The organism is Gammaproteobacteria bacterium (genome assembly GCA_036383255.1).
In the GTDB taxonomy this organism is placed as follows: Bacteria; Pseudomonadota; Gammaproteobacteria; order Natronospirales; family REEB76; genus DASUBN01.
Genome location: DASVOS010000011.1, coordinates 51,577 through 71,837, shown reverse-complemented (window position 1 = coordinate 71,837; position 20,261 = coordinate 51,577). Strand labels below are relative to the sequence as shown.

At 70.2% G+C, this 20,261-nt stretch carries 20 protein-coding genes; 11 read left to right on the top strand and 9 right to left on the bottom strand.

Going from position 1 to position 20,261, the window contains the following annotated elements:
• Nucleotides 1–2: 2 nt before the first annotated feature.
• The 4 genes from VF651_07140 to VF651_07125 all read right to left on the bottom strand — a co-directional run bounded on the left by VF651_07140 (nucleotide 3) and on the right by VF651_07125 (nucleotide 4,115).
• The gene (locus VF651_07140; GenBank protein HEX7965477.1) at nucleotides 3–1,580 is read right to left on the bottom strand and encodes a cytochrome ubiquinol oxidase subunit I; all 1,578 of its coding nucleotides are present in this window, start codon (nucleotides 1,578–1,580) and stop codon (nucleotides 3–5) included.
• 3 nt (nucleotides 1,581–1,583) lie between these two features.
• On the bottom strand, nucleotides 1,584–1,730 hold the full coding sequence (locus VF651_07135) for a hypothetical protein (GenBank protein ID HEX7965476.1): 147 nt from the start codon (nucleotides 1,728–1,730) through the stop codon (nucleotides 1,584–1,586).
• A gap of 62 nt (nucleotides 1,731–1,792) precedes the next feature.
• Nucleotides 1,793–3,133 carry a cytochrome C gene (locus VF651_07130; GenBank protein ID HEX7965475.1) on the bottom strand — a complete coding sequence of 447 codons (1,341 nt, stop codon included), beginning with the start codon at nucleotides 3,131–3,133 and terminating at the stop codon, nucleotides 1,793–1,795.
• Nucleotides 3,134–3,167: 34 nt separating this feature from the next.
• A complete protein-coding gene (locus VF651_07125) occupies nucleotides 3,168–4,115 on the bottom strand; it encodes a universal stress protein (GenBank protein ID HEX7965474.1) in 948 nt (315 codons plus the stop codon).
• A gap of 138 nt (nucleotides 4,116–4,253) precedes the next feature.
• Here VF651_07125 and VF651_07120 point away from each other — a divergent pair, with 138 nt between their 5' ends.
• From VF651_07120 to VF651_07075, 10 genes are all read left to right on the top strand, one after another.
• Nucleotides 4,254–6,944 (top strand): bifunctional acetate--CoA ligase family protein/GNAT family N-acetyltransferase, encoded by a 2,691-nt coding sequence (locus tag VF651_07120; GenBank protein HEX7965473.1) that lies wholly within the window; start codon nucleotides 4,254–4,256, stop codon nucleotides 6,942–6,944.
• 84 nt (nucleotides 6,945–7,028) lie between these two features.
• Nucleotides 7,029–7,478, top strand: a complete 450-nt coding sequence (locus VF651_07115; GenBank protein ID HEX7965472.1) for a CBS domain-containing protein — start codon at nucleotides 7,029–7,031, stop codon at nucleotides 7,476–7,478.
• Nucleotides 7,475–7,948: a flavodoxin gene (locus VF651_07110; GenBank protein ID HEX7965471.1), complete on the top strand. Its 474-nt coding sequence runs from the start codon at nucleotides 7,475–7,477 to the stop codon at nucleotides 7,946–7,948. Before VF651_07115 ends, VF651_07110 begins: the two co-directional genes overlap by 4 nt.
• Before the next feature lies 1 nt (nucleotide 7,949).
• Entirely contained in the window at nucleotides 7,950–9,236 is a 1,287-nt protein-coding gene (locus VF651_07105) for an efflux RND transporter periplasmic adaptor subunit (protein HEX7965470.1), read from the top strand.
• Nucleotides 9,233–9,943: an ABC transporter ATP-binding protein gene (locus tag VF651_07100; protein HEX7965469.1), complete on the top strand. Its 711-nt coding sequence runs from the start codon at nucleotides 9,233–9,235 to the stop codon at nucleotides 9,941–9,943. The genes VF651_07105 and VF651_07100 overlap by 4 nt, the downstream gene beginning before the upstream one ends.
• The gene (locus VF651_07095; GenBank protein HEX7965468.1) at nucleotides 9,943–11,151 is read left to right on the top strand and encodes an ABC transporter permease; all 1,209 of its coding nucleotides are present in this window, start codon (nucleotides 9,943–9,945) and stop codon (nucleotides 11,149–11,151) included. Before VF651_07100 ends, VF651_07095 begins: the two co-directional genes overlap by 1 nt.
• Nucleotides 11,152–11,169: 18 nt before the next feature.
• Complete coding sequence (locus VF651_07090; protein ID HEX7965467.1) at nucleotides 11,170–11,550, top strand: hypothetical protein; 381 nt, start codon at nucleotides 11,170–11,172, stop codon at nucleotides 11,548–11,550.
• 38 nt (nucleotides 11,551–11,588) lie between these two features.
• Entirely contained in the window at nucleotides 11,589–13,106 is a 1,518-nt protein-coding gene (locus VF651_07085) for a thymidine phosphorylase family protein (GenBank protein ID HEX7965466.1), read from the top strand.
• Nucleotides 13,106–13,996: a ribose-phosphate diphosphokinase gene (locus tag VF651_07080; GenBank protein HEX7965465.1), complete on the top strand. Its 891-nt coding sequence runs from the start codon at nucleotides 13,106–13,108 to the stop codon at nucleotides 13,994–13,996. The genes VF651_07085 and VF651_07080 overlap by 1 nt, the downstream gene beginning before the upstream one ends.
• Nucleotides 13,993–15,258 (top strand): DUF4010 domain-containing protein, encoded by a 1,266-nt coding sequence (locus VF651_07075; GenBank protein ID HEX7965464.1) that lies wholly within the window; start codon nucleotides 13,993–13,995, stop codon nucleotides 15,256–15,258. The genes VF651_07080 and VF651_07075 overlap by 4 nt, the downstream gene beginning before the upstream one ends.
• On the opposite strand, the gene VF651_07070 is transcribed toward VF651_07075, so the two are convergent.
• The 4 genes from VF651_07070 to VF651_07055 form a co-directional block, all read right to left on the bottom strand.
• Complete coding sequence (locus VF651_07070; protein ID HEX7965463.1) at nucleotides 15,255–16,067, bottom strand: hypothetical protein; 813 nt, start codon at nucleotides 16,065–16,067, stop codon at nucleotides 15,255–15,257. The genes VF651_07075 and VF651_07070 overlap by 4 nt on opposite strands.
• An 11-nt stretch (nucleotides 16,068–16,078) precedes the next feature.
• Nucleotides 16,079–16,522 carry a host attachment protein gene (locus VF651_07065; GenBank protein ID HEX7965462.1) on the bottom strand — a complete coding sequence of 148 codons (444 nt, stop codon included), beginning with the start codon at nucleotides 16,520–16,522 and terminating at the stop codon, nucleotides 16,079–16,081.
• Nucleotide 16,523: 1 nt separating this feature from the next.
• Nucleotides 16,524–16,742, bottom strand: a complete 219-nt coding sequence (locus VF651_07060; GenBank protein HEX7965461.1) for a hypothetical protein — start codon at nucleotides 16,740–16,742, stop codon at nucleotides 16,524–16,526.
• A 62-nt stretch (nucleotides 16,743–16,804) separates the two neighbouring features.
• Nucleotides 16,805–18,838 (bottom strand): NAD(P)/FAD-dependent oxidoreductase, encoded by a 2,034-nt coding sequence (locus VF651_07055; protein ID HEX7965460.1) that lies wholly within the window; start codon nucleotides 18,836–18,838, stop codon nucleotides 16,805–16,807.
• Nucleotides 18,839–18,973: 135 nt separating this feature from the next.
• On the opposite strand from VF651_07055, the gene VF651_07050 reads away from it, so the two are divergent.
• Nucleotides 18,974–19,369: a TraR/DksA C4-type zinc finger protein gene (locus tag VF651_07050; protein ID HEX7965459.1), complete on the top strand. Its 396-nt coding sequence runs from the start codon at nucleotides 18,974–18,976 to the stop codon at nucleotides 19,367–19,369.
• Between the two features lies 1 nt (nucleotide 19,370).
• On the opposite strand, the gene VF651_07045 is transcribed toward VF651_07050, so the two are convergent.
• Nucleotides 19,371–20,255, bottom strand: a complete 885-nt coding sequence (locus VF651_07045; protein ID HEX7965458.1) for a hypothetical protein — start codon at nucleotides 20,253–20,255, stop codon at nucleotides 19,371–19,373.
• Between the last annotated feature and the right edge of the window lie 6 nt (nucleotides 20,256–20,261).

Here is a 20,261-nt window from a genome sequence, read left to right as displayed (position 1 = left end):
GGTCAGGCCTCCTGCGCGCGCAGCGCGCGGCGTTCTTCGGGTGCGACGATGGTCTTGGCCAGTACATCATCCGGTCCGAACAGGATGTAGCGGCGCATGAGGAAGGCGTCCACCACCGCCAGAGCGGAGTAGAACAGCACGAATCCCGAGAGGCTTCCCAGCACCTGCAAACCTGAAATACTGGAAGCTGCTAGCTGGGTGGGCAGCACGCCCTCGATGACCCAGGGCTGGCGCCCGACTTCCGCCACCACCCAGCCGAGCTCGGTGGAGATCCAGGGCAGCGGCAACGCGTAGAACGCGAGGCGCAGGAACCAGCGGTAGCGCTCGAAGCGTTGGGTGGCCGAGACCCAGAACGCGAACGCGAACAGGAAGATGAACAGGAGGCCCAGGCCCACCATGATGCGGAACGACCAGAAGAGGGCGGAGACCTTGGGCACGGTGCGCGCGGCGGCCCGGTCGAGATCGGCGTCGGTGGCCCGCAGCGGGTCCACGCCGTCCATGGTCAATAGCAGGGCATAGCCCAGGTCCTTCTGGTATGCGTCGAAGGTGGCCTTGGCGGCGGTATCTTCGGGGTGGACCTTGAGCTCCTGCAGCGCGTAGTAGGCCAGCACGCCGTCGTGCACGCGCTCACGGGAGCGCTTGGTCAGGTCGTCGATGCCCAGCACCGGCTCGTCGGCGGACCGGGTCGCGATGAGGCCCAGCACCCAGGGCACCTTCACCGCGTAGCGCGTCTCGTGGGCCGCCTGGTCCGGGATGCCGAACAGCGTGAAGCTCGCCGGTGCAGGCTCGGTATGCCACTCGGCCTCGATGGCCGCGAGCTTCATCTTCTGGTCCTGGGTCGTGAGGTAACCGCTCTCGTCGCCCAGCACCACCACCGAGAGGGAGGCCGCGAGGCCGAAGCTGGCGGCCACCGCCAGTGAGCGCTTGGCGAACGCCACGTGGCGGCCCCGCAGCAGGTAGAAGGCGCTGATGGAGAGCACGAACATGGCGCCCACCACGTACCCTGCGCTCACGGTGTGCACGAACTTGGCCTGGGCCACCGGGTTGAAGATCACCTCGGCCATGCTGGTCACTTCCATGCGCATGGTCCGGTAGTTGAAGGCCGCGCCCACGGGGTTCTGCATCCAGCCGTTGGCAATCAGGATCCACAGCGCCGAGAGGTTGGAGCCCAGCGCCACCAGCCAGGTGACCATGAGGTGCTGCACCCGCGACAGCCGGTCCCAGCCGAAGAAGAACAGGCCGACAAAGGTGGACTCGAGGAAGAACGCCATCAGGCCCTCGATGGCCAGCGGCACGCCGAAGATGTCGCCCACGTAGTGGGAGTAGTAGGCCCAGTTGGTGCCGAACTGGAACTCCATGGTGATGCCGGTGGCGACGCCCATGGCGAAGTTGATGCCGAACAGCTTGCCCCAGAAGCGGGTCATGTCCTTCCAGATCTCCCGGCTGGTCATGACGTACACCGACTCCATGATGGCGAGGATGAAGGCGAGGCCGAGGGTCAGCGGCACGAACAGGAAATGGTAGAGCGCCGTCAGGGCGAACTGCAGGCGCGAGAGCATGACCGGATCGAGGGAATCCATGCATCAACTCCGGGGTGGGGAAGCGGGTGGCGCGGCCGGCGCGCCGAACACGGCCGTGCCCACCTTGTCCGGCGTGACCCGCACGGTGTGGGAGGGGCCGAAGAACAGGTACCAGAGCAGGCTCATAGCAGCGAGTTTGAGGAGGAGCACGGGGGTGAGCTCCTTATGCAGGAGTCGCTCACCAGGCGCCACAACCGGGCCGCGGTGCGCGATCACCACAGCACCCACAGCAGCAGGAACAGGGTGTCGTTGTCGGAGGCGTTCCGGCCGCTGCCGTCGTAGTTGTTGCTGCCGCCGTTGAACTTGTCGTACAGGGTGTACTGTACGGCGAGCTGCACGTTCTGGCGCGGCAAGTAGACGTACTGCAGTGTCCAGCCTTTGCTGTCAGGCGAGCCGGTAGCGGAGCCGGAGATGTCGGCCGGCGCGTACAGCAGCGAGTCGGTGGTGCCGGTCGTCGAGAAGTAGCCGAGACCCACAGCCTGTGTCGAGTCGAAATGGTAGCGGCCGTTCAGGTTCAGGCTATTGAGGGTATCGTCGAGGTTGCTGGCACCGGCAGCATGGCTGGACTCGAGCGCCTGCTTCTCGTGTATGTAGGTACCGTACAGCGACAACATGTTGCCGCCCATGGCAATCTCATACTGCGCGTCCACACCGTAGTCGGTGTAGCCGTCGTTCAGGTCCGGTGCGCCGGCACCCGAGAAGCCCTGGTCCACCGAGGCGTGCATGCCGTAGAGGCCCACTTCGAGGGGGTTGCCGCCGTTCCACTGGTAGGCGAGCCGCCAGTAGGGCGCGACGCCTGAGATGGCGCCGGCATCCGAGATGGGCTGGGCCGCCCCAGTGGGTGAGGCGCGATAGAGGCTGAACAGCGCGTAGACGCGGTCATCCCAGAAGGCATAGGCACCGGCGCCGGCCACGCTGCCCGGCCCGCTCAGCACGCCGCCCAGAAGCGGCGCGGCGGAGGGTGCCGGGGCCACCTCGGAACCGAACCAGGGGAACCCCCAGGCAGAGGTGGAGTTCCATACGTCCTCGATGGTGGGACCGTTGTTGACGGTGATGCCGTAGATGGTGTCGGACCCGAACCACTCGGCATGGTCCGCGTAGCGCACATCCGCCAGGTCCATGCTGAAGTGATCGTCAGCCTGGGTATAGGTGAGCTGCGCGAAGGCGCCCATGTTGGTGGAGATGGCGCCTGCATAGAACAGGCTGAGTTGCGCCGGGAACTGCAGGTTGCCGTTCTGCGAGCCGGGTTGCGATTTGTTGGTGAGCGTGTCCGCGATCTGCACCATGGCGGACAACGGCGGCAGCTCGTTGATACTGAGGTTCTGGCCGGACTCACCCGACTGGATCTGCTTGATGCCGGTGAGCACGTAACCGTTCAGCTTGAACAGCCTGCCGAAGGAGGTAAGCTCCGGGGGCGTGCTGTGGCAGATGTTGCAGGCAAGCCCCGTCTGGCGGGCGAAGCTTGGCACCGCGAGGGCCTGGGGGGCCAGCGACAGGGCCGCGAGCAGCAGCGCAAGGCGCAAGCCGAGGCGGCTGAAGTCGAAGTGGTTCATGGTGTGTTCCCTTTTTTTGCCATGCGTCATGCCGTCAGGCGGCCCGGGCCTTGCCCTGCTCGAGCAGGGACTGCAGCTCGGCGGCGAACCCGTCCGGCTTGATGAGCAGCACATCACAGGGCAACGTGTCGAAGACGCCCTCTGCGGTGCTGCCGAGGAAGAGCTGCTTGAGACCGGTGCGGTAGATGCTGCCCATCACCACGAGGTCGGCACCGTGCTGCCGGGCGAACCCGGTGACGCAGTAGGCGGCCTCGCCGTCAAGGATGTGCATGTGCGCGGGCGGGACGCCGTGGTCCTTGCCGAGCCGGTACAGCCCCTCGGCGTGCACCTTGCGCAGCTCGCCGTAGAGGGTGAGGTCCGGCATCAGGCCGGCATATTCCCACTCGCCGGCGGCCGGGACGTATTCGAACGCATTCACCACGTCGAGCTCGGCGCCGCACTGGGCGGCGAGGGCCGCGGCGGTGCCCACGATGCGGTCGTTGAGCGCGTGAGGCTTGCCATGCTCGTCCAGCGGATCCACCGCCGCGACGATGCGGCGCGGCAGGCTCGCGGCACGCGGACGCACCAGCATCAGCGGCGCCGGGCACTCGTTGAGGAGGTGCCAGTCGATGCTGTCCAGCAGCGTGTGGCGGGGGTCGGTGTGTCCGGGGGCGTCCTTGATGACGAGGTCCGGCTCGAGGGCCAGCACCTCGTAGATGATCTTCTCGGCCAGCGGCCGGCCCCAGACGACCTGGGTATCGATCGGGGCGCCTTCGGCGGGGAGAGTCCCGGCGAACTCCTCGAGCTCCGCGCGGCGGCCCCGCAGGTAGGCAGATAGGTCGAAACCGCGGCTCGCCGCGTGCTCGAGGCTGCGCAGGTAGTCGAAAGAGCGCAGGTGCAGGCTGGCGCCCATGCGGATGGCCAAGGACAGGGCGCGCAGCAGCGCCGGGCTGTGGCGCGGCTTGCCCTCCATGATCACCATGATCCGGGGTTGCTTGCTCATGGGCGCTCCATTCCAGATTGCGACGTTGCCAGCTTGGGCCCGCGCGGCCCGGCGGGCGATGATCTAGGTCAAGGGAGCGGCCCCGGCGCGGCCCGCCGGCGGCGTAGGATTAAGCATCGGAAAAGGGAGACTTGGGACGTGACCACGCGCAACCTGGCCTGCCTGCTGCAGCCCCGCAGCGTGGCCCTGGTGGGAGCCAGCACCCATCCCGCGAAGGTGGGCTACGTGCTGGCCCGCAACCTGGCCGGACAGTTCCAGGGGCCCGTCTATCTCGTCAATCCCAAGCACACGGCCATCGAAGGCCGGCCCTGCTGGCCGGACGTGGCCTCGTTGCCGGAGGCGCCGGAGCTCGCGGTGATCTGCACGCCCGCCGGCACCGTGCCGGGTCTGGTGCATGAACTCGGGGCGCGCGGCACGCGCGCCGCGATCGTGGTAAGCGCCGGTTTCGGTGAGCGCGCCGGTGCGGGCGAGGCCCTGCAGCAGGCGATGCTGGACGCGGCGCGTCCCCATGGGCTGCGCATCATCGGGCCGAACTGCATCGGCATGCTGATCCCGGGGCGCGGCCTGAACGCGAGCTTCAGCCGCAGCGCGGCGCGGCCGGGCCACACCGCGTTCATCACCCAGTCCGGGGCCCTGCTCACCGCGGTGCTGGATTGGGCACAGCCGCGCGGCATCGGTTTCTCGCACATGATCTCGCTGGGCGACATGGCGGACGTGGACTTCGCGGACCTCTTGGACTATCTGGCGGGCGACGGCGGCACCCGGGCGATCCTGCTGTACATCGAGGGCGTGGTGCACACGCGCAAGTTCATGTCCGCCGCGCGTGCCGCCGCGCGCATCAAGCCGGTGATCGTGGTGAAGAGCGGACGGCACGAGGCGGCGGCGCGGGCCGCCGCGACCCATACCGGCGCGCTGGCCGGCGCAGATGCGGTGTACGACGCGGCGTTCCGCCGCGCCGGTATGCTGCGGGTGCCGGACCTGGCGGCGCTGTTCGACGCTGTGGACGTGCTGACGCTGAAGGAGCCGCCGCGCGGGGACCGCCTGGCGATCCTCACCAACGGCGGCGGCATGGGGGTGATGGCGACGGACGCGCTCATGGAATGCGGCGGCCGGCTGGCCGCGCTGCCGGGCGCGACGCTCGCGGCGCTGGATGCGTCGCTGCCCGCCACCTGGTCGCGCGCCAATCCCGTGGACATCATCGGCGACGCGGACGGTGCGCGCTACCGCGCGGCGCTGCAGGCGCTGGCGGCGGCGCCGGAGGTGGACGCGGTGCTGGCGCTCTACTGCCCCACCGGAGTGAGCGATCCCGGCGAGGCCGCGGCGGCGGTGGCGGACATGGCCGCAGCGCGGCAAGGCCCGGCGATCCTGGCGAGCTGGGTGGGCGGCGAATCGGTGATGGAGGCACGGCGCGTGCTGTCCGGCCGCGGCGTGCCGAACTTCGAGACGCCGGAGCAGGCGGTGCGGGCCTTCATGCACCTCGCGGACTACAGGCGCAACCAGGAGATGCTGATGCAGACGCCGCCGTCGCTGCCGGCGGAGTTCGAGCCGGACACGGCGGGCGCGAGACGCATACTGCAGGCGGCGCTCGCGGAGAGCCGCGCCTGGCTCTCGGAGGTGGAGTCCAAGGAGCTGCTGGCGGCCTACGCGATCCCGACGGTACCGACGCGTCTCGCGCCGGATCCGGACGCCGCCGCGGAGGCGGCGCGCAAGTTCTCCGGACCCTATGCGCTCAAGATCGTGTCGCCTGATATCACGCACAAGTCCGACGTGGGCGGCGTGATGCTGGACCTGCCGGACGCGGACGCCGTGCGCGAGGCCGCGCGCCGCATGCGCGGGGCATTGCAGCGCAGCCATCCCGAGGCGCGGCTTGCCGGCTTCTCGGTACAGGCGATGGTGAAGCGTCCGCAGGCACAGGAGCTCATCGCCGGCATCGTCAGCGACCGGCAGTTCGGCCCCGTGATCCTGTTCGGCCAGGGCGGCACCGCAGTGGAAGTACTCGACGACAAGTCCCTGGGCCTGCCGCCCCTAAACCTGCACCTGGCGCGCGAACTCATGCGCGGCACGCGGGTGCACAAGCTGCTCGAGGGCTACCGCAACCGGCCGCCGGCGGACCTGGACGCGGTGGCGCTGACGCTGGTGAAGCTCGCGCAGCTCGCGGCGGACCTGCCGGAGGTGGCGGAACTGGACATCAACCCGCTGCTCGCGGATTCCGCCGGAGTGCTGGCGCTGGACGCGCGGGTCAAGCTCGGGCCGGCGGCCGCGCCCGGCGGCGCGCGGCTCGCGATCCGCCCCTATCCGCGGCAACTGGAGCAGACGCTGACCGCGCGCGACGGGGAGCGTTTCCGGCTGCGGCCGATCGTGCCGGAGGATGAGCCGGCCCTGGCCCGCACCTTCGACCTGCTGACACCGGAGGAGGTGCGCCAGCGCTTCCATGTGCCCATGAAGGCTTTCCCTCACACGCTGGCGGCGCGGCTCACCCAGATCGACTACGACCGGGAGATGGCGCTGGTGCTGACCGGGCCGGGCGCGCCGGGCACCGCCGGGATCGAGGGCGTGGCGCGGCTCGCGGCCGATCCCGGGCGGGAACACGCGGAGTTCGCGCTGCTGGTGCGCCAGGCCTATGCGCGCCGGGGACTGGGCTCGCAGATGCTGCAGCGCCTCGCTGACTACGCGCGCGGCGAGGGCATCGGCGAGCTGTTCGGGGTGGTGCTGGCGGACAACGCCGCCATGCGCGGCCTGTGCCGGAAGCTGGGTTTCCGGGAGGCCGTGCTGCCGGACCAGCCCGGGGTGGTGCGGGTCAGCCTGCCCCTGCGCCGGGGCGCCCCGTAGCTGACCCAGATCAAGGCACCCGGGCCGGCGGGAGCCTACCTTAGCCCCATGCAGCCGCATCGCGGCTTCCATGAGGGCGCAGTCATGAACATCGGAGACGTATGCAACCGGGTGGTGATCTACATCACCGCGGATGAGACGGCGCAGCGCGCCGCGGAACTGATGCGCAAGTACCACGTGGGCGACCTGGTGGTGACCGCGTCCGGCGATCCCGACCGGGAGCCGGTGGGCATCGTCACGGACCGTGACATCGTGGTCGAGGTGGTGGCCAAGAGGGTGGACCCGGACGGGCTCACCGTCGCCGACATCATGAGCCAGGACCCCCTGGTGGCCTCCGAGGAGGATGAGATCCAGGACACCCTGGACGCGATGCGCGACCTGGGCGTGCGGCGGGTGCCGGTGGTGGACAGGCGCCGCAACCTGATCGGCATCTTCGCCCTCGACGACGTGCTGCAACTCATGGCCTCCAACCTCGGCACCGTGGCCGCGATCGTCGGTGAGCAGCGCCGCCAGGAAGCGGAGTCGCGCGCATGAGCCGGGTGCTGGTGGTCTGCTATTCGCGTTCCGGCTACACCGCATCCCTGGTGCAGGAGATCGTGGGCATGACCGGCTGGGACCGGCAGGACATCAGGGACCGTCATCCGCGTGACGGGGCCTTCGGCGCGCTGCGCTGCGTGCTGGACGTGATGTTCAACCGCCGGCCGCCGATCGTGGGAGACGAGAGGCATCTGGAAGGCTACGACACCGTGGTGCTGGCGGCGCCGGTCTGGATGGAACGCCTGGCGGCGCCCATGCAGAGCTATGCCGCGCGCCACCGCGGCGAGATGAAATCGCTGGCCTACGTATGCACCTACGGCGGACGCGGCGTCGAGAACGCCGCGCAGCAAGCCGCACGCCTGGCGGGCGCGGCGCTGAAGGCGAGCCTCGGCGTCACCTCACAGGAGCTGGAGCAGGCGGACTACCGCCGCCGGCTGGATGCGTTCCTTGCCGCGGTGAAGGCCTGACATGCAGACCCTGCTGCACGAACCCGCATCGCCCGCCCCGCAGGATGAGCACGGCGGGGAGACGTTCCCGGTGGACACCGCCGCACGCCGCCGGCGCAGGCTGAGGATCGCGGCCGGCGCCGTGCTGCTGGCACTCGCGGCCGCGGCCGCCGCCTATCTCATGCTGCGCGGCAGGCAGCCCACTTACACGTACAGCACCACGGCGGCAGTCCACGGCCCGCTCACGGTGACGGTCACGGCCACGGGTCAGCTCGCGCCGGTGACCCAGGTGGACATCGGCAGCGAGGTCTCCGGCACCATCGAGCGGGTCGAGGCCGACTACAACACCCGGGTGCGTGCCGGCCAGGTGCTGGCCCGCATCAACACCGACAAGCTCTCCGCCTCCGCGGCCCAGGCGCGCGCCGCCCGCAACGCGGCGGATGCCCACACCACCGACGCCCAGGCGGTGGTGAAGATGGACGAACTCGCGCTCTGGCGCTGCAGCACGCTGCACGCGAAGGGCCTCTGTTCCCAGGAAGCCGAGGATGAGGCGCGCGCCGCGCTTGACCGGGCGCGGGCGGCGCTGGCGGCCTCAGCGGCGGAGGCCGAGCGGGCCGAGGCGGCGCTCAAGGTCGCCGAGACCGACCTCTCCAAGGCCGTGATCCGCTCGCCCATCGACGGCATCGTGCTCACGCGCGCCGCTGAACCCGGCCAGACCGTGACCGCCGCGTTCCAGTCGCCGGTATTGTTCACGCTGGCGCAGGACCTCGCTCACATGGAACTGGACGTGGACGTGGACGAGGCGGACATCGGCTCGGTGAAGGAGGGCGAACCGGCGAGCTTCAGCGTCGACGCCTATCCCGACCGCAGTTTCCCGGCCAAGCTCACCCAGGTGCGCTTCGGCCCCAAGACCATCCAGGGCGTGGTCACCTACCAGGCGGTGCTGATGGTGGACAACCGTGAGCTGCTGCTGCGCCCCGGCATGACCGCCACCGCCACCATCACCGTGAAGAAGATCCAGGACGCTCTGCTGGTGCCGAACACGGCGCTGCGCTTCCAGCCGCCGGAGACGGAGGAAGGATCCCACGGACTGGTGGGCAGCCTGCTGCCGCATCCGCCGCGCTCCCTGCTGCAGGTGACGCGCGCGCCCACCAGCACGGAGCGTGACATCTGGGTCCTGCGCGACGGACAGCCCGCTTCGATCCGCATCGTCATCGGCGCCAGCGACGGCAGCCGCACCCAGGTGCTGTCCGGCGGCCTCGAGCCAGGCATGCCGGTGATCACGGACATGACGGCGGCCAAGAAATGAGCACGGCCTCGCCCCTGATCGAACTGCGCGGCGTCACCAAGGTCTATGGCACGGGACAGGCTGCCATGCCGGCGCTGCGGGGCATCGACCTCTCCATCCGCGCCGGCGAGTTCGTGGCGGTGATGGGGCCGAGCGGCTGCGGCAAGTCCACCTGCATGAACATCCTGGGCTGCCTGGATGTGCCCACCTCGGGCCGCTACTTGTTCGAGGGCGTGGACGTGGGCACCTTGAGCTCCAACCAGCGCGCGCTGCTGAGGCGCCACCAGCTCGGCTTCGTGTTCCAGGGCTACAACCTGCTGAACCGCACCTCGGCGCTGGAGAACGTGGAGCTGCCGCTCATCTACCAGGGCCTGCCGGCGGCCGAGCGCCGCGCACGGGCGCTAGAGGCGCTCGCCGGCGTCGCGCTGGAGGACTGGGGCCGGCATACCCCGGCGGAGCTGTCGGGCGGGCAGCAGCAGCGGGTGGCCATCGCCCGCGCCGTGGTGACGCACCCGGCCGTGCTGTTGGCGGACGAGCCCACCGGCAACCTGGACACCGCGCGCAGCCGCGAGATCATGGAGCTGCTGACGCGCTTCAACCGCGAGCGCAGCCTCACCATCGTGATGGTCACCCACGAGCCCGACATGGCGGCCTACGCGGGGCGCGTGGTGCGCTTCCGGGACGGACTCATCGAGGACGACCGGCAGAACCACCGGGAGGCGGCCTGATGCTCTGGAACGCCGTGCAACTCGCGCTGCGCGCCATCCGGCGCAACGTGCTGCGCTCCTCGCTGACCACGCTCGGCATCGTGATCGGCGTGGGCGCGGTGATCGCCATGGTCACGCTCGGCAGCGGCGCCACCGCCAAGGTCACCGCCGACATCGCCGACCTCGGCAGCAACATGCTGCAGGTGCGGCCCGGACAGGGCATGCGCGGCGGCGGCATGAGCCTCACGGCGCCGATGTTCAAGCAGGCGGACGTGGACGCGGTGGCGAACCAGATCGGCGGCCTGAAGGCGGTGACCCCCTTCGCCACCAGTATGACCCAGGCGATCTACGGCAACAGCAACTGGTCCACGGTGCTGGTGGGCACCACCAGCGACTATCTCAGGATACGGGACCTCGCCCTGGCCGAGGGCCGGACCTTCACGCCCAGCGAGGAACGCGCCGGCAGCAACGTGTGCCTCTTGGGCGGCACGGTGCACGAGAAGCTGTTCGGGCGGCAACAGGCGGCGGGCAGCGACGTCAGGCTGCAGAACCTGTCGTGCCGGGTGGTCGGGGTGATAAAGCCCAAGGGTCAGACCGGCTTCGGCGCGGATCAGGACGACTACGTGCTGGTGCCGCTGCGCACGTTCCAGCGGCGCATCGCCGGAAACACCGACGTGGGTGGCATCCTGGTGTCGGCGCGCGACGGCGTCTCCACCGCCAAGGTGAAGAGCGACCTGCAGGCGCTGTTCCGCGAGCGGCGCCACATCGCGCCGGGCAAGGACGACGATTTCTTCGTCATGGACATGCAGGAACTGGTGAGCATGCTCACCGGCACCACGCGGGTGCTGACGCTGCTCTTGGGCGCAGTGGCGGGCATCTCGCTGCTGGTGGGCGGCATCGGCATCATGAACATCATGCTGGTCTCGGTCACGGAGCGCACCCGCGAGATCGGCATCCGGCTGGCGGTGGGCGCCTACGAGCGCGACGTGCTGAGCCAGTTCCTGGTGGAGGCGATCGTGCTCGCGTCCCTGGGCGGTCTGTTCGGCGTGGTGCTGGGGCTCGCGGCCGGCACCGCCGGCGCCCGCGCCCTCGGCGTGCCGTTCGTGTTCCGCCCCGGCGTAGTGCTGCTGGCCTTCACCTTCGCCGCGGCGGTGGGCATCCTGTTCGGATTCTTCCCGGCGCGCCGCGCGGCACGCCTCAACCCCATCGAAGCGCTGCGCCACGAGTAGCGCGCAAGGAGCGATGCCATGAAAGCGTGCTGGATATCCTGCCTCCTGCTCTGCCTCGCGGGCTGCGCGAGCTTCGGCGGCGGGCATGCCACGGAGCTGTCCGATAACCGGCTGGACCACGAGTACTGCGCCGAGCACGGGCTGAGCTACCCCGACCCGGGCTACGTGCAGTGCCGCTGGAACCTGGTGAACAGCCGGGCCTACCGCCAGTGGCGGTCGGAGCAGATGATGCGGCAGGCCTCGCAGCCGGCGTTGGGCGGGCCGGGCGGCACTATGGCCCTGCCGGAACCGCAGTACCGGCCGGTGGACCGGGAGCATTTCCACTGCCGGCTCGAGCCGCAGTTCGGCAACGACTACGTGTTCTGCGGCTATGATGGAGCCGACGGCAAGCCGCACTGACCGCGCGCCGCCGTCCTCCCCGCAGAGCGGTGGCGTACATGAACGACAAGACCAGCCACGACAACAGCCTGACACCCCGCCGCCTGGGCATCGACACCCACCAGGAGGCGGTGGTGTACATGCGCGCCGACTGTCCGGTGTGCCGGTCGGAAGGCTTCGCCGCGCACTCGCGGGTGGAGGTCCGGCTCACCGGGCGCACCATCACCGCCACCCTCAACATCGTCCACGGCGAACTCCTGAGCGAGGGCGAGGTGGGCATGTCCGAGGCTGCCTGGCAACTCCTGCAGCCCAAACCCGGGGAGCGCGCCGATTTCGCCCATCCCGCGCCGGTGGACTCCATGAGCTATGTGCGCGCCAAGGTCTACAACCAGCGCCTCGCCGAGTCGCAGCTCGACGCGATCGTGGGCGACGTGGCGGCACTGCGCTATACCGACGTGGAGCTGGCGGCGTTCATCGCGAGCTGCGCGAACGGGCGGTTGAGCCGCGAGGAGGTGGCCGGGCTCACCCGTGCCATGGTGAACGCCGGCGAGCGGCTCACCTGGCCCTATGAGCGGGTCATGGACAAGCACTGCGTGGGCGGGCTCGCCGGCAACCGCACCACCATGATCGTGGTGCCCATCGCCGCGGCGCTGGGCCTCGTCATGCCCAAGACCTCATCGCGGGCCATCACCTCGCCCTCGGGGACTGCCGACACCATGGAGGTGCTGGCGCCGGTTGACCTCTCCATACCCCAGCTGCGCGCTGTGGTGGAACGCGAGGGTGCCTGCATCGCCTGGGGCGGTGCCATGCACCTGAGCCCCGCCGACGACATCATGGTGCGCGTCGAGCGCGCGCTGGACCTGGACAGCGAAGGGCAGATGGTGGCTTCGGTGCTCTCCAAGAAACTCGCGGCGGGCTCCACCCACGTGGTGCTGGACCTGCCGGTGGGGCCCACCGCGAAGGTGCGATCCATGAGCTCGGCCCACGAGCTGCAGCGGCTCTTGGAGCACACCGCCCACGCGGTGGGCCTCAAGGTGAAGACCATCATCACCGACGGGCGCCAGCCCGTAGGCCGCGGCATCGGCCCGGCGCTGGAGGCGCGCGACGTGCTCGCGGTGCTGCGCAACGAACCGGATGCGCCCGCCGACCTGCGTGAGCATTCCCTGGCCATCGCGACCGCGGTGGTGGAGCTGGCGGGCGTCGCGCAGGGGGAGGAGGCGCGGACACTGGTGCTGACCATGCTCAGGGAGGGACATGCCCACGCGAAGCTGCAGGCGATCTGCGAAGCCCAGGGCGGCATGCGCGAGATCCCGCAGGCGACCCATACGCACGAGGTCTGCGCGGCCCATGCCGGCCACGTCAGCGGCATCGACAACCGCCTGCTGTCGCGGGCCGCGAAGCTCGCGGGCGCGCCGGTGGCGAAGGGCGCGGGCCTGGACCTCCTGGTGCGGCTGGACGAGCACGTGACCCGCGGCCAGCCGCTGTTCCGGCTGCAGGCGGAGAACGCCGGCGACCTGGACTACGCTCTGGAGTTCGTGGGGCGCCATGCCCAGGCGGTGCAGGTGGAGCGTCACTGATGCGCGTCTACGCCTGCCCCGGCAACGAGGCACAGGCGCGCCCGCTGGCGGCGGCCCTCGGCGCGATGCAGGGCGAGCTGGACTGGCACCGCTTCCCCGACGGCGAGACGCGGGTGCGCATCGGCACGCCGCCCCGGGACGAAGCGGCCCTGTTCTGCACGCTGGCCGATCCGGATCCGCAGGTGCTGCCGCTGCTGCTCACGGCGGCCGCCCTGCGCGAGCAGGGCGCGGCCCGCGTGGGCCTGGTGGCGCCCTACCTCGCCTACATGCGCCAGGACCGCAGCTTCCACGCCGGCGAAGCGGTGTCGGCGCGCCACTTCGGCGCGCTGCTGGGCGCGCACTTCGACTGGCTGGTGACGGTGGACCCTCACCTGCACCGCATCGCGCGCCTGGCAGACGTGTTCCCGCGGTCCCACCAGGTACTGCACGCGGCGCCGCTGCTCGCGGAGTGGATACGCAGGCAAGTGCCGCGGCCGTTCCTGGTGGGCCCGGACGCGGAGAGCGCGCAATGGGTCTCGGAGGTGGCCACCGGTCTCGGCGCGCCCTGGACGCACCTCGTCAAGCGCCGGCTGGGTGACCGGGAGGTGCAGATCACACTCAAGGACGCCGCCGCGGCGAAGGACCTGAAGCCGGTGCTGGTGGACGACATCATCTCCAGCGGGCACACCCTGGCAGAGGCGGCGCGCGCGCTCAGGGCCGGCGGCTACGGTACGCCCGCCTGCGTGGCGGTGCACGGCATCTTCGCGCCCGGATGCCGCGAGATCCTGCGCGAGGCCGGCATCGCAGAGCTCGCGGTGACGGACAGCGTGCCGCAGCCGGAGTCCGCGATACCGCTGGCGGCGCTGCTGGCATCGGGCATCCAAAGCCTGCGCCGGAAGATTTCGTCATGACAGACGCCATGCTGGTCACGGACGAGCGCTTCCTGCTGCAGGCGGCGCTCGCGCTGGCGCTCTCGTTCATGATCGGGCTGGAGTTCCACAACACACAGCGGGTGGAGCAGCGCGGCGAGGGCTTCGGCACCACCCGCACACTGGCGCTGATCGGGCTGGCGGGCTTCCTGGCGCGGGCGCTGGATGCCTCCGGCGTGCTGTTCAGCCTGGGGTTCCTGGCGCTGGCGGCGTGGCTCGCTCTCTACTATCAGAGCCGCCTGCGCGAGCACGATCCTTCGCTGATGCCGCCGCTGGTGGGGCTCTTGGTCTACCTGCTGGGACTGCTGGCGGCGAGCGCGCCGCCCTGGTTCACCACGGCCTATGCCGTGGCGATCGTGTTCTTCCTGAGCGCCAAGCCGCGCATCCATGCGTTTGCCGACACGCTGTCGCAGCAGGAGGTGGCCACGGCGGCGAAGTTCATCATCATGGCAGGCGTGGTGCTGCCGCTCCTGCCGGACCGTCCCATCGCCGGGTTCATCGCCGTGACCTTCCGCGACGTGTGGTTCGCCGCGGTGGCGGTGTCCGGCGTGTCCTACCTCAGCTACCTGGCGGGGACCTACCTGTTCAAGCGCCACGGCACGCTGGTCACGGCCATCCTGGGCGGCCTCTACTCCAGCACCGCCACCACCCTGGTGCTGATGCGCAAGGCTCGCGGCGATGCCGCCGGACAGCTGCTCTCCCCGGCCCTGATGCTGGCGAGCGCCATGATGTACGTGCGGCTCCTGGCACTGGCGGCGCTGCTGGTGCCCGCCGCGCTGCCGCGCCTCGCGACGCCCATGCTCGCGGCGGCAGCGGTCACCGTGCTGGCCGCCTACCTGCTGCTGCGGTGGCGGCCCGCGGCGGCGCAGGAGATCGCGCCGCTGCCGGCGCGCCATCCGCTGGAGTTCCAGGTGGCGCTGCTGTTCGCCGGCCTCTACGTGGTATTCGCCAGCGTGACCGGCTACGTGGTGGAGCACTACGGCGAGACGCAGCTGGAGATGGCCGCGTTCCTGGTGGGCTTCACCGAGATCGACCCGTTCGTGCTCTCGGTGCTGTCGCCCCGCAGCGGCATCAACCTGCACGCGGCGGTGGACGCGGTGGTGCTGGCGACCGCGGGCAACAACCTGCTGAAGACGGGCATCGTGCTGGCGATGACCCGCGGCCGCGGTGCCGCCATCGCCTGCGCCTGGCTGACGGCCCTGGCGCTGGTCTCCCTCGTCTACGTGGTGGCCTGGACCGGCTAGCGGCTGCTGTTCGCCATCAGGTACTGCGCGATCAGCTGGAACTCGTCGGCGGAGGGCAGGTTCACGCCCATCGCCCCGCTGTGGGCCTGGCGCTCGATGATGGTGGACATGCGCTGCGTGACGTAGCGCCATCCGGCCGGCGTATTGAGATGCGGCGGCGGCGGGTTGTGGCACTGTCCGCAATATTGGCTGAACAGCACGGCGCCCATGCTGGAGGGATCCGGCAGCGTGGGCTCGCCGGCCCACATCCAGTCGCGCCCCAGCACGGTCTGCAGGTAGCGGTAACGGGTCTCATAGTGCTGGCGCATGAGGTCGAGGCGCGCGGTGGCATTCGGCTCGGTCTCGATGGACTTGACCTGGGCGGTGAGCACGGCGAGCTGCTGGCGCATCATGAGCTCGAACAGCATCGGCGAGAGCTCGCTGGGGTAGGGGAATCCGGCCGCGGGGCCGTCGTCGTGGAGCGCCGGACAAGGGCGGCTGCCCCAGGACGGCGAGTGTCCCGTGACCTTGGGGTCCAGCACGGTCCAGTCGGTGCAGTCGCGGGCCTGCACGCCCGGAAGGTTATGCACGTACTGCAGCTGTTTCTGCAGCATGCCCCAGTACTGGTGCATCAGCGACTGCTGATCGTCGCCACTCGCGGAATGGATCATGCCGAGCTCGCGGTCCAGGTCGTCCACCTGGGCTTTCAGGGCCGTGACGCGCGCCGAGACGGGCTGCACCGGCGTGTTCGAGCAGGCGACGGCGAAGAGCACGGCGCCCAGCAGACCAAGGGCGGCGAGGGGTGTGGTACGGCGGATGAGCTGGCGCATGGCGGTTCCCTTCATTTCAGATGTTCGGGCAGGTGCTTGCGGATGTCCTCGACGCTGTGCCGGGTGAGGTCCTTGGTGACCCGCGAGAGCGGGGGCTGCATGCGGCGCGAGGTGAGGCAGGGCCGCAGCAAGCCGAGGAACTCCGGCCCGGCCACCACGTATATCCTTGAGTATAGGTGCTTGCGCGTGAGTTCGCGCACATGCTCCGCCACCGTCTGCGCGAAGCGTGCGGCCCGCACGCGGCGGCGCGCGTAGTCGTCGCCGAGGGCGGTGCGGCGGCCGCGGACACCACTGATGCCGCGTCCGGGGCGGTCGCTATGGGTGTCCCGCTCGTGCCGGCCGAGGCTGGCGTTGGTGAGGTCCTCGATCTCGCGCAAGGACCGGTCTTCGGTCTGGGTGTCGAAGATGCGGGCGCGGGCCTTGTCACCCACCACGACCAGCACGGGGCATCGCATGTCAGGCTCCCCGTGGGCGGTCTTCGCCGGCATCCGGCGTCTCCAGCCGCCACACCGGCGGGTCGTCCGGCGTGTCCCGGTCATGGGACACGACGAGCTCCGCGCCGCAGTGGAGGCATTCGAGCATCTTCCCCGGAACCAGTTCGGCCTCGGGATAGCGGTCCTCCTGCGAGCATTCCGGGCATTCCAGGACGATCTCGGCATGCTTCTTCGGTTTCATGGTCCGCTCCTTAAGATGTGCGTCCAGTCTAGTGCGCCGTCCTGCGCGTGCATTGACCCAGGTCATGAGGCGGCTTTCACGGCTACCGGTTCGCGGGCCGCGGCGCGCGACAGGCCGAGCGCTGCCAGCGCCCCCTCCAGTACCGCATCGGTGGCGCGGCGCGCGCTCACCGCGTCACCCACGGTGGCTATGTGCGGCACCAGGCCCATCAGCTCCACCTCGAGGCCGTGCTTGGGGCGCGAGCCCAGGCACAGCACCACCGTGTCGGCGGCGATGCCGAAGATCTCCCCGCCCGACTGCAGGTTGATGGCATCCTGCTCGACGCTGATGAGGCGGGTATGGGTCATGATGTTGACGCCCAGGGACTTGAGCCGGCCCAGCAGCAGGGTGCGGTCGTCCAGCGGCGCATCGGCCGCGATGTCGCCCTCGGCCTCGACGAGCGTGACCGCATGCCCGCCGGCGGCGAGGAACTCTGCGGTCTGGGCGCCGGCGCAGCCGCCGCCCACCACCAGCACGCTGCCATAGGCGCGGACACGGCCCTCGAGCAGGTCGCGGGCGGTCAGCACGTTCAGGGAGCCGATGCCGGGTATCGCGGGACGCAGCGCCTCGGCGCCGGTGGCCACGATCACGCCGTAGGGCTGCTCCTGCTTCACGAACTTCTTGTCCACGCGGATGCCGAGGCGCACCTCCACGCCGAGCAGCTTGAGCTGGTGGCGCAGGTCCTGAAGCAGCTCGGACCAGCCACCGCGGTGCGGCGCGGCACCGGCGGCATGCAATTGGCCGCCGAGCGTGTCGCCAGCCTCGCACAGCACCACCTTGAAGCCGGCGCGCGCGGCGGTGCAGGCCGCCGACATGCCGGCGGGCCCGCCGCCCGCGACCAGCACCTTGCGGCGCGCGTCGTCGCGGCCGAGCGCGGCGAACTCCCGCTCCCGCCCGCAGGCGGCATTGACGGTGCACCACACGTCGCGCTGGTCGAACAGGCGGCTGATGCAGCCCTGGTTGCAGGCGATGCAGCGGTGGATCTCGTCCGCGAGGCCCTGCTCGGCTTTCTGCGGCCAGTCCGGGTCGGCGAGCAGCTCGCGGCCGAGCGCGATGAAGTCAGCCTGGCCGTTCGCCAGCACCGACTCGGCCAGGGCCGGCGTGCGCAGCTTGCCCACGGCGATGACCGGTAGCGTCACGGCCTGCTTGAGCAGCGCGGCGTACTTGACCAGCGGGCCGTCCTCCACCGCCATCGGCGGGATCATGCGGCCCCGCACGTAGGACCCGTAGTTGCCGACGGAGACGTGCACGGCATCCACGCCCCGCTCCTGCAGCCAGATCGCCAGATCCTGCGCGTCGGCGGGCTGCATGCCGCCCGGCACCATCTCGTCCGCCGAGAGGCGCACGGTGACGGGGAATCCGGGGCCGACTTCCTTGCGCACCGCCTCGATGATCTCGGCGAGGAAGCGGCGGCGGTTCTCGGTGCTGCCGCCATAGGTGTCGGTGCGACGGTTGCTGAAGGGCGAGAGGAATTGGGTGATGAGGTAGCCGTGGGCGGCGTGGATCTCCACGAAGTCCAGGCCCGCGGCCTTGGCGCGGCGGGCGGCGTCGCCGTAGGCGCGCACCAGGGAGTGGATCTCCATGCGGTCGAGTCCGCGCGGCAGCTCGCCGAGCAGCGGGCAGGGGATCTCGGAAGGCGCGACCGGCTGTCCGCCGCTGACGGCGGACTTGGTCTGCCGGCCCGCGTGGAACAGCTGGACGCCGAGACGTGCACCGTAGTCGTGCGCCATCGTCGCCGCCTCCTCGAGACCGGGGATGACCGCATCGTCATGCAGCCCGAGCTGATGCCTGAAGCCCCGGCCCTCGGGACTCACGAAGCTCGCCTCCAGGATGATGGCGCCTACGCCGCCCCGGGCGACGCGCTCGAGGTGCGCCAGATAGCGGGAGGTCATCTGTCCCCGCTCATCCGCGTAGTTGCGCACCATGGGCGCCATCAGCAGGCGGTTCTTGAGGGTGAGCCGGCCGATCCGGCCGGGACTGAAGAGCAGCGGGTAAGTGGCCATGGGCATGCCTCGGGAGCGGGAGATCACGCTGCCAAGGTAGGCCTCCAGGGCCACGGGCACATTGATCCACGTCAATCCCGCGGCGGGTCGCGCCAGGCGCCGACTTTGACCCAGGTCAACGCCGCCGGGGGGCCGCTCGTGCTCAGATGGGTCATCGGCCTTCAGGGCCAACAGCCACCGGAGAAGGACATGCAGACGAACCCGATACTTCCGTCGCACCTGGGACGCTTCAAGGCCCAGTTGCAGGAACGGCGCATCGCCCTGCGGCAGGAGATCGCCTCCGAACTCAGCGCCCCGGAGCGGGAGGAGTACGCAGCCTTGGCCGACCAGGTGCTGGACAGCGGCGATGCCTCGCTGGCCGACGTGCTGGCGGACGTGCACATCGCCGACGTGCAGCGCGACGTGGACGAGGTGCGTGACATCGAGGCGGCCCTCAAGCGCATCGAGCAGGGCAGCTACGGGATCTGCGTGGACTGCGGCCGGCCGATCGAGTCCCGGCGCCTGGAAGTGCAGCCCACCGCCACGCGCTGCCTCGAGGACCAGGACAAGTACGAGCGCGCACACGGGCGCCCGCCGAGCCTGTAGCTCAGCGCGCCAGCCAGTCCTGCAGGCGCCGGGGTACGCTGTGGGGATCGCTCACCAGCCGTGTGGCCACCGCGTAGAGCGGATGGTTGCCGGGTTCGACGGCGTCCCGCGCCGTGAGTACCCTGAGGCTGTGCAGTCCCTCGCATTCCGGCAGGCCGGTCTCGCCGCGCGCCACGCGCCGGCCGATCTCATAGTGGTGGGAGTCCACGCTGCTCACGGTGGCGATGAGGTCTGCGAGGCCGGCGTCGCCGTAGCCATCCGCATCCATCCCGGCCAGCACCCGCAGCAGGTGCTGCATCTCGCCCGCCGCGGCCGCGACGATGTGGCCGCGCGCGTTCGCGCCCCAGCCGAGCTCGTCGGCGACGCCGACGAGCGGCGCGTAGACGTTCTTGAGCACGCCGCACCAGGAGACCGCCCGGGGGTTCAGGTTCCCGGTGAGGCGCAGGGCGGTCGGATGGAACAGCTCCAGGACATCACGTACCAGCGCGGGGTCGCGGCTGCCGAGTTCGGCGAAGGCGGCCTTACCGGCGGCGATCTCGTGAGCGATCATCGGTCCGCCCAGCACGCCCCAACGGCCGTCAGCACGCTGCGCCTGCAGCATGTCTGCGGCGGTGCGGCCGTCCTCATCCAGGCCCTTGGCGATGCTGAGGACCGCCGTGTCCGCCGTCAGGAGACCGGCGACCGCCCCGAGCACCGGGTCCAGCGCCGCGGTGGGTACGCACAGGAACAGAAACCCGGCGCCGCGCAGCGCTTCCGCCACGGCGGGTGCAGGCTCGATTCGCCCGGATGCGACGTCCCAGATCGTGAGCGTGGCACGTCCCCGCAGCAGGGCTTCGAAGGCGTGGCCCATCTGGCCGTGGCCCGCGATGACGGCACGCGCGTTCATATGATC

Coding starts and splice junctions, on each gene's coding strand:
- VF651_07130 (HEX7965475.1), bottom strand. CDS start 3,133: ATGAACCACTTCGACTTCAGCCGCCTCGGCTTGCGCCTTGCGCTGCTG.
- VF651_07085 (HEX7965466.1), top strand. CDS start 11,589: ATGAACGACAAGACCAGCCACGACAACAGCCTGACACCCCGCCGCCTG.
- VF651_07110 (HEX7965471.1), top strand. CDS start 7,475: ATGAGCCGGGTGCTGGTGGTCTGCTATTCGCGTTCCGGCTACACCGCA.
- VF651_07075 (HEX7965464.1), top strand. CDS start 13,993: ATGACAGACGCCATGCTGGTCACGGACGAGCGCTTCCTGCTGCAGGCG.
- VF651_07105 (HEX7965470.1), top strand. CDS start 7,950: ATGCAGACCCTGCTGCACGAACCCGCATCGCCCGCCCCGCAGGATGAG.
- VF651_07125 (HEX7965474.1), bottom strand. CDS start 4,115: ATGAGCAAGCAACCCCGGATCATGGTGATCATGGAGGGCAAGCCGCGC.
- VF651_07095 (HEX7965468.1), top strand. CDS start 9,943: ATGCTCTGGAACGCCGTGCAACTCGCGCTGCGCGCCATCCGGCGCAAC.
- VF651_07080 (HEX7965465.1), top strand. CDS start 13,106: ATGCGCGTCTACGCCTGCCCCGGCAACGAGGCACAGGCGCGCCCGCTG.
- VF651_07045 (HEX7965458.1), bottom strand. CDS start 20,255: ATGAACGCGCGTGCCGTCATCGCGGGCCACGGCCAGATGGGCCACGCC.
- VF651_07070 (HEX7965463.1), bottom strand. CDS start 16,067: ATGCGCCAGCTCATCCGCCGTACCACACCCCTCGCCGCCCTTGGTCTG.
- VF651_07060 (HEX7965461.1), bottom strand. CDS start 16,742: ATGAAACCGAAGAAGCATGCCGAGATCGTCCTGGAATGCCCGGAATGC.
- VF651_07115 (HEX7965472.1), top strand. CDS start 7,029: ATGAACATCGGAGACGTATGCAACCGGGTGGTGATCTACATCACCGCG.
- VF651_07050 (HEX7965459.1), top strand. CDS start 18,974: ATGCAGACGAACCCGATACTTCCGTCGCACCTGGGACGCTTCAAGGCC.
- VF651_07140 (HEX7965477.1), bottom strand. CDS start 1,580: ATGGATTCCCTCGATCCGGTCATGCTCTCGCGCCTGCAGTTCGCCCTG.
- VF651_07100 (HEX7965469.1), top strand. CDS start 9,233: ATGAGCACGGCCTCGCCCCTGATCGAACTGCGCGGCGTCACCAAGGTC.
- VF651_07065 (HEX7965462.1), bottom strand. CDS start 16,522: ATGCGATGCCCCGTGCTGGTCGTGGTGGGTGACAAGGCCCGCGCCCGC.
- VF651_07090 (HEX7965467.1), top strand. CDS start 11,170: ATGAAAGCGTGCTGGATATCCTGCCTCCTGCTCTGCCTCGCGGGCTGC.